This window comes from Nostoc sp., from assembly GCF_036919895.1.
Taxonomy (GTDB): domain Bacteria; phylum Cyanobacteriota; class Cyanobacteriia; order Cyanobacteriales; family Nostocaceae; genus Nostoc.
Genome location: NZ_JBALBW010000023.1, coordinates 1 through 8,225, shown reverse-complemented (window position 1 = coordinate 8,225; position 8,225 = coordinate 1). Strand labels below are relative to the sequence as shown.

At 43.2% G+C, this 8,225-nt stretch carries 6 protein-coding genes; 3 read left to right on the top strand and 3 right to left on the bottom strand.

Annotated elements, in window-relative coordinates:
- Positions 1–132: 132 nt before the first annotated feature.
- Entirely contained in the window at positions 133–555 is a 423-nt protein-coding gene (mscL, locus tag V7K55_RS03640) for a large conductance mechanosensitive channel protein MscL (protein ID WP_334828296.1), read from the top strand.
- A 268-nt stretch (positions 556–823) separates the two neighbouring features.
- Here mscL and V7K55_RS03635 read toward each other — a convergent pair whose 3' ends face one another.
- Positions 824–2,509, bottom strand: coding sequence for a DUF3352 domain-containing protein (locus V7K55_RS03635; RefSeq protein ID WP_334828294.1), 1,686 nt, complete (start codon positions 2,507–2,509; stop codon positions 824–826).
- 553 nt (positions 2,510–3,062) lie between these two features.
- Between V7K55_RS03635 and V7K55_RS03630 the strand changes: the two genes are divergently transcribed.
- A complete protein-coding gene (locus V7K55_RS03630) occupies positions 3,063–5,654 on the top strand; it encodes a M1 family metallopeptidase (RefSeq protein ID WP_334828292.1) in 2,592 nt (863 codons plus the stop codon).
- A gap of 131 nt (positions 5,655–5,785) precedes the next feature.
- Here V7K55_RS03630 and V7K55_RS03625 read toward each other — a convergent pair whose 3' ends face one another.
- Together V7K55_RS03625 and V7K55_RS03620 are read right to left on the bottom strand one after the other, a co-directional pair.
- The gene (locus V7K55_RS03625; protein WP_334828298.1) at positions 5,786–6,628 is read right to left on the bottom strand and encodes a M56 family metallopeptidase; all 843 of its coding nucleotides are present in this window, start codon (positions 6,626–6,628) and stop codon (positions 5,786–5,788) included.
- Positions 6,628–7,047: a BlaI/MecI/CopY family transcriptional regulator gene (locus V7K55_RS03620; protein ID WP_094329782.1), complete on the bottom strand. Its 420-nt coding sequence runs from the start codon at positions 7,045–7,047 to the stop codon at positions 6,628–6,630. Before V7K55_RS03620 ends, V7K55_RS03625 begins: the two co-directional genes overlap by 1 nt.
- A gap of 334 nt (positions 7,048–7,381) precedes the next feature.
- Here V7K55_RS03620 and V7K55_RS03615 point away from each other — a divergent pair, with 334 nt between their 5' ends.
- Entirely contained in the window at positions 7,382–8,116 is a 735-nt protein-coding gene (locus tag V7K55_RS03615) for a 2-phosphosulfolactate phosphatase family protein (RefSeq protein WP_334828289.1), read from the top strand.
- The last annotated feature ends 109 nt before the right edge of the window (positions 8,117–8,225 follow it).

Sequence of the window (8,225 nt, the reverse complement as noted above, 5' to 3'; positions counted from 1 at the left end):
ACGCTCGACAACGCAACCGCTAAGGTCAATCTTTGTTTCATCCGACTGATGCTCAAACGCCTAGCGATAAATTAGATACCAAATGGGTTCTATAAGGAAAATTACAGTAAGTTAAGCTTATTGGAGTCAAATATGGCGAGATCAAGAAGAAGATCAACAGGCTTTTTAAAAGATTTTCAAGAATTTGCCCTTAAAGGCAATATAGTTGACCTGGCGATCGCCGTCATCATTGGTGGTGCTTTTGGTAAGATTGTCACTTCCTTTGTTGAAGATGTAATCATGCCATTGATTAATCCCTTGGTTAGTTTTGCTGGCAAAGACTGGAGAACAATCGCCATTGGGCCGGGAATCAAGATTGGTCACTTTTTTGGCGCAATAGTTGACTTTGTAATCGTTGCTTTAGTTTTATTTGTGGCAATTCGAGCCTTACAAAAATTCAAGAGACAAGAAGAAGTCGCCGATGAACCCCTAGCAGACCCTAACCTTGTAGCTCAGGAAAGATTGACTGGTGCCTTAGATCGGCTGAACCAAACCTTGGAATCTCGCAATAATTAAGTTTTGTGAGTAGGGGTGGGAGTGGGAGGATGAGGGAGCAGAAAAATAGGGGAGTAAGAATTTTAGATTTTGGATTTTTGATTGAAATTTAATCCAAAAGACGCTCTCTAAGAGATGCTGTATGTAGCTTGCTTTTCTGTAAGATGTATGCAGAGTTGCTCTAAGCCAGGCTATGCCGTTAGCAAAGCCTCTCATATAGAAGGCTTTATCCTACGCTATCGTCACGTCAATCTAAAATCTAAAATTGAATTGTCTCATACTCAATCCCCTATTTTGCAGTCTTAGGCTTGAGAGCTAACAACATCTCTAATTCACTGGTGGATTTATCGGGGCTATTAGCAGTAAAACCAAGACCACGAATGGAATTAAGGATGGTGATGGTATTGGGATCGGATGAAACTAAACTATTGATCGAGGGCACAGTTTTAGTTTTATCCATATCCAGATAGAAATAGCCGCCGTTGGGTTTGTGCAAAGAACCAGTAACGGCATTAAAAGCGTCGCTATTATCGAGAGATGAATTTTTGCGATCGCTAATCGCATCAGCAATTGGGCCACCAACAGCCACAAATACAGTATCTTGATCCAGCCAACCATGAGCTAATAAAGCTCCCTGTTTGGGGATTTGCCATTCAGTTACGTCTTTACCACCGATATTTCGATTAGCGATGTTGATTTGTTGAGTTTTGGCGAGGGTATCCAATTTCGTCAAGGTGGCTTCGGCCGTTTTGCGATCGCTAGTGTCAAATACTAAAGCACCTCCAAAACCAACACTTGCTAACACTCCTTGATTCGATGGAATCGCACCAAAAGCAAATTCCCCATTCATCCAGCCAAAAATATCCTTATCTAGGTCAATATTGACAAATTTTAGTTGTCCGCGTGCTTGTTCCAAGGCTTGCTTCATTTCTGGATAATCTTTTGACTGTTCTACTAAGGTTTCCCAGCCACGACTGATGCCATTTCCGCTAATTAGAGCAAAGGTATCAACAGGAAATTGCCCGACTATATTTCCCGGACTCGATTGATACTGAAATTTATTCAGTTGCGGATCTAAATTAGCGATCGCTTTTACCCGCACTCCCGCATCATCAACACCAACACCCGCCACCACAGATTTTATCAGTTTCAGTTGCGCCAGGGCTTGTGGCGGTAACTGCTTTACCTGCTGACTTCCGGCTGCTAATTGCTGTACCATACCTGCATAGTCTGGTACATAAATTTGGGCGAGACTGTTTTTAACATCCACTCCTTTGCTGAGAATACTGCTTACACCTTCTTTACTCGCAAAAGAAGATTGTCCCTTAAAGGTGTCAATTGCTTTTTCTACAGCTTGCTTTTCGGGGGCTAATACCAAGTAACTATTATTTAAAACTACGCTATATGTCGGCTTACCCTTTTCTGTAGTTTCGATAATTTTTTGACCTTGATAGTCAGATTCCTGGAATTTTCCCCCTTTTTGTGACTTTAATTTATTAGCAAAATTCAAAGCACTGAGTTTATCCTTTATTCCTACCACTATCAGGATATTTGATTCCTGCTGTAAATTTGTTGGTACATTCGGTGCGCCAGAAGGCACTTTGAACTGTGCCGGTTTCACAGGGTTTGGTGGTAGTACAGCAATCATCACACCACCAACCCAAGGCTTTATGTCTTTTTCATAAGAAACGTTACCATCACTGAACATTTGCTTATTGAAATCTTCCAGACCTTTTGCCACTAACTTTTGTGCTTCTGGAGTGCCAAATTGCTGTAACTTTGCCCAGGCTTGAGGGTCAGTAGTAATATAAGTTGCCATCAATGCTGTTGAAGGCACTAATTTAGCACTGCCAAGAGCGTCCGAGCTACCACCTGATGGGCCTTTCAAATACATGTAAGCCGCAATACTTCCTACTATAACTACAGCAGCACCAACAGCAGCAGGAATAAAAAACTTTGATTTACTTTCGGGCATTTTATTATCCTCATTTGGTCAGATTGTCACCGAGATTTATACAAGTGTCACTGTAGAGTTTTCGGATTTATTAATAATTTCCGCTCATCGATCGGTATTTACTGATAAAATTAGTAGTCCTATCAGTTAAAAATCTCAAATAATTACCCTAAAAAAGACTTCAAGGGAATGAGGTGCGAATCCGCAAATGATATGCTGTTCATCTCAAACAAAGTAGCCTGCTCAACAGCAGCAAGCTATCCTAAGTTATAAGAATAATTAGGACTATTTGTACTTAATATGAATCTACCGAGGTGCAAGAGACACTTGACTCGATGACAAAAAAGTGCAAAACATCAGGAAAGGTAAATGCGGGAGGGATATGGAAAAAAGTCCAAGGATCGGCAACCGACCTTCGGAAATTTGGGTGAGATTAATTTCAATCCTCCAATCCCCAATGGGAATCTTAACCCCCATACTGCCCGATTGATTTGGGAAATACAGACACCGCTATTTTGCTTAATTACATCCAGCCAAGCCAGACTTTTCAGGATTACAAGGTCAGTAAGGATCAATGTCGAAGTCTTATTTTGATACAGATAATAACGGACACAAACCTTTTGAGTTACCGGGAGCAAGACCACACTACAACCCCGATCGCCCCGGACAAGTGGAGCATATTTTTCTCGATCTCAGCTTAGATATTCCTAAGCAAAGCTATCAGGGCAGTTGTAGCATTCGCCTCTTGCCAATCCGTAATGGTATTGACCGTTTGACTTTGGATGCTGTCAACCTGAATATCGAGTCTGTGCAGGTGGACGATGTGCCACAAACTTTTGACTACGATGGGGAACAGCTTTCTATCCAACTTTCTGAGGTGACTCAGATTGGTAAACGCTTGCTGATTGCGATCGCCTACTCGGTGACAAAACCGCAACGGGGTATTTATTTTATCCAACCAGATAAGCACTATCCAAACAAACCTACTCAAGTTTGGACTCAAGGAGAAGACGAAGACTCTCGTTTTTGGTTTCCCTGCTTTGACTATCCAGGACAATTGTCTACTTCAGAAATTCGCGTTCGTGTTCCCAACCCTCTCGTGGCGATTTCTAACGGCGAACTGATTGACACCACAGAAGATGGTGATGACAAAATCTACCATTGGTCACAGCAACAAATTCATCCTACCTACTTGATGACTTTAGCAGTAGGTGATTTTGCCGAAATTCGGGATGAGTGGAAGGGGAAGCCAGTCACCTACTACGTAGAAAAGGGACGGGAGGAAGATGCTAAACGCAGCATGGGCAAAACTCCCCGGATGATCGAATTTTTGAGCCAAAAGTATGGTTATCCTTATGCTTTCCCGAAATATGCCCAAGTTTGTGTTGATGACTTCATCTTTGGCGGGATGGAAAACACCTCCACAACCTTGTTAACAGATAGATGTTTGCTGGATGAACGCGCTGCTTTAGATAACCGCAACACCGAAAGCTTAGTCGTCCACGAACTCGCGCACCAGTGGTTTGGTGATTTGGTGGTGATTAAGCATTGGTCTCATGCTTGGATTAAGGAAGGAATGGCTTCCTATTCTGAGGTGATGTGGACAGAACAGGAATATAGTCTAGAAGAAGCAGCTTACTATCGTTTATTAGAAGCTCGTCGTTACATTAGCGAAGATAGCAGCCGCTACCGCCGCCCGATGGTGACACATGTTTACCGCGAGGCTATTGAACTTTACGATCGCCACATCTACGAAAAAGGATCTTGTGTATATCACATGATTCGATCCCAATTGGGAGATGAGTTATTTTGGCAAGCAATCCAAACATTTGTCCAAGATAATGCCCACAAAACTGTAGAAACAATAGATTTACTCAGGGCGATTGAAAAAGCTACCGGACATAATCTCTTGTTCCTTTTTGACCAATACGTTTATCGTGGTGGTCATCCTGATTTTAAGGTAGCTTACTCTTGGGATGGAGATGCTAATTTGGCAAAAATTACGGTAACTCAAACCCAAGCTGCTGAAGGTAAAAATGGCAGTAAGGATTTGTTTGATTTAAAAATACCGATTGGTTTTGGCTATACCCAACAAGAAGAATCTCGGAAACTGAAAACTTTCACAGTAAGAGTACATGAACGAGAACAAAGCTTCTATTTTCCCCTAGAAAATAAGCCGCAATTTATCAGCTTTGATGTTGAGAATAATTACCTAAAAACAGTAGCTTTAGAGTATCCAATAGCAGAGTTAAAAGCACAGTTAGAATCTGATCCCAACCCGATTTCACGCATCTATGCAGCAGAAGCTTTGGCGAAAAAAGGCGGGTTAGAAGCAACAAAAGCCCTATCTGCATCCCTCAAAAATGACCCATTATGGGGCGTGCGGGTGGAAGTGGCAAAACAACTAGCCAAAATTAATTTAGACCAAGCTTTTGATGGCTTGATTCTGGGATTAAAAGATAAAAATGCTTCCGTGCGACGATCTGTAGTGGAAGCACTTGGTCAAATCAAAACTGCTGAAAGCTATAAAATTGTGAAAGGGTTGTTACAAAAGGGCGATCCTAGCTACTACGTAGAAGCAACAGCCTCTCGTGTAATTGGCGCGATCGCATCTGCAAACTTGGAAGAAAAACCCAAGGAAGATAAGGTATTAAAGCAACTCAAAGGCATTTTAGAAGAAAAGGCGGGTTGGAATGAAGTAGTGCGGAGTGGTGCGATCGCTGGTTTAGCTGAATTCAAAACCTCGGAAGCAGCTTTAAATCTGCTAATCGAATACACCAAACTCGGTGTACCACAACCATTACGTCTAGCTACAATTCGCGCTTTAGGAAAGATTTCTGTAGGTCAAAGTCCGGTTAATTTAGAACGGATTTTAGAAAAATTAACAGAACTGGCCAAAGAAACCTTCTTTTTAACGCAAGTGGCGGTAGCAGCAGCGTTAGGACAAATGGAAACAGCCAAAGCTGTAGGGATTTTGCGATCGCTGGCTGAACAAACAGCCGATGGGCGTGTCCGTCGCTCTGCTGAAGAAGAAATTTCTAAGGTGCAAAAGAACATCGGTTCAGAAAAAACCCTGCGTCAATTGCGGGAAGATTTCGACCAACTCAAACAACAAAACCAAGAATTGAAAAGCCGTTTAGAAAATTTGGAGGCCAAATCTAAATAGCACAACGCGATCGTTAAAAGTTGGTAATTGGTAATTGTGGTAAAACCACTACCAATTGCCAAAATTGTACTTATATTATTCTTTTTCTTAAAATCGCGACTTTGTGCATGTTATACGCTCCTAAATTCCACTTAGCTATGAAATATCACAGCTACTAGAGGCAATAACGCCAAAATAAAACCATGCCAGGACTGCAATTGAGATTCTTGGATCGGTTCTGGTGGCGCTAATAGGGCTTCGATTCTCTGTTCTAAGCGATCGCCTGCACCAGAAGAACCCAATGCAGCACAGCAGATTTCCGATAATACTGGACTGGTACTAACTACTAATAACAGTGATTCTGCTAACACCAGAGGGTCTACCTGCAATGCTGCATAACCATCGGCACGGAGTTCGCGCAAAGCTAATAGTTCTTCCCACAAAAGCTCTGTATTTGGCAACCAAGCGGTGCAGAAACGCACCCAGCCCAGCCAAAAAAACCAGAATGTATCCTTATAATAATGATGCCCTTGCTCGTGGGCTAAGACGCTTTCTAAATGCTCTGGCGAGAGAGTTTGCAGTAATCCTTGGCTAACTACCAGTTCGGGTTGCCAAAAACCAATTTGACCCGCAAATAACGCCCCCGTTTGCAGTAACCTGGCTCGTTTATCCCCCAAATTCACCAGAGGACAGTTACGCGCAGATTCCACAGACTGCCAACCCTGGAAGGCAAGTTTAATACATGAAATGGCAAAAAATGCCAAATAAATCAACGCTACTACATAGCTGACTGAGCCTGTATACATTCCGCCCATTTGTCCTTGAGGCCCCATGAATAGCACCGCGATCGCAGTCATGAAAATTAGCAAGGGGGGGAAGAGGAATAAAAATAGCGATCGCTGCCACCGCAGATTCCAATTGCCTTGGGGTTGATTCCACGAGGATCTTAAGCACCAGGCAACTGCCAAAGCAATCAAAATCATTATGAGATGCATCATTTTTCCTCCCTGGCTTGGCGTGCTGATTGAATGCGTTTGGCGATCGCTGCTATTTGCTCGCTAGCTGCTTCATCTAGGCTATCAGCAAAGGCAGCAACAACATCGGGGTTCCCCACCGCTAGAAATCGCTGTAACTGCTCGTGAGCTTTGATCACATCTGATTGTTGCTTACTCAGCATTGGCCGCCAATAAAATGCCCGCTCTTTTTTGTCGCAAGCTAACCAACCTTTATCAGTAAGGCGACGTAAGACGGTGGTGACAGAAGTATACGCTAATTCACGGTTGGGATCGGTGAGAATGCGATCGTGTACATCCTTGACTGTGGCTGAACCAAGTTCCCAGATGATATTTAAAATTTCCGCTTCCAACGGGCCTAAAGATAATTGTTTAGGGCGGTAATCGGGTAAAGGTGCCATAGCGATTTCGATTTGAGGTTTTGGATAAGCGGAGTGGAAGTGAAAATTTCGGTTTTTGTTTGGCAAGGTTAGTCAGTATGCGTAGTGGTGCTAACCTGGAATGCCAAATACAGCTTTAAGATATCTGTTCTTGTTTTAGACTACAGGATAATGCAGCCAGTCTGAAAGTCTGTAAGCATAAAAATGGATTTTTTGAGTATTTATGTATTAAATAGGTTACATAGTGCATTGTGATGCTAAAAATTCTCTGGGAGTAATTGTAACTATAGTTAGTGACACCAACTAGGTAGAATGTTATTTGCAGCAGTTGTATTAAAGCAGGTGTATCCAGCGCGTGAAGCTATTCGTATATCACACTCCTGAATTGACTCCAACGGGTAAAGCGCCAGAATGTGCGATCGCAGTTGATGTCTTGCGAGCCACTAGCACAATTGCGACAGTTTTGGCAGCTGGAGGCGAAGCTGTACAAGTATTCAGCGATTTAGATCGGTTAATTGAAGTTAGTGAAAAATGGCCCTCTGAAAAACGGCTGCGGGCTGGAGAACGCGGCGGCGCGAAAGTACCTGGCTTTGAGTTGGGGAACTCTCCCCTCGACTGCACACCAGAATTAGTCCAGGGGCGGCGGTTGTTTATCAGTACCACCAATGGCACTCGTGCCTTACAACGGGTACAAGACTCCCCAAATCTTTTAGCAGCAGCCTTAATTAACCGGGCGGCTGTGGTGAAATTTGTTATGGAGAAGCAACCAGAAACAGTGTGGATTGTCGGTTCCGGTTGGGAAGGTAGTTTTTCTTTAGAGGATACAGTTTGTGCAGGTGCGATCGCTCATAGTCTTTTAGAGCAAACCAAGTTGTCACCAGAAGAACTAGCTGGTAACGATGAAGTAGTTGGTGCGATCGCTCTTTATTCTCAATGGCAAGATAACTTATTAGGATTATTCCACCAAGCTAGTCACGGACAACGATTGTTACGTCTTGACTGTCAAGAAGATTTAAAATACTGTTCCCAAACTGATATTTTAGATGTCTTGCCTATACAACATGAGACGGGAGTTTTAAAAAGGGGATAGGGAGTGGGGACTGGGGACTGGGGAGTGGGGACTGGGGACTGGGGACTGGGGACTGGGGACTGGGGACTGGGGACTGGGGACTGGGGACTGGGGACTGGGGACTGGGGAA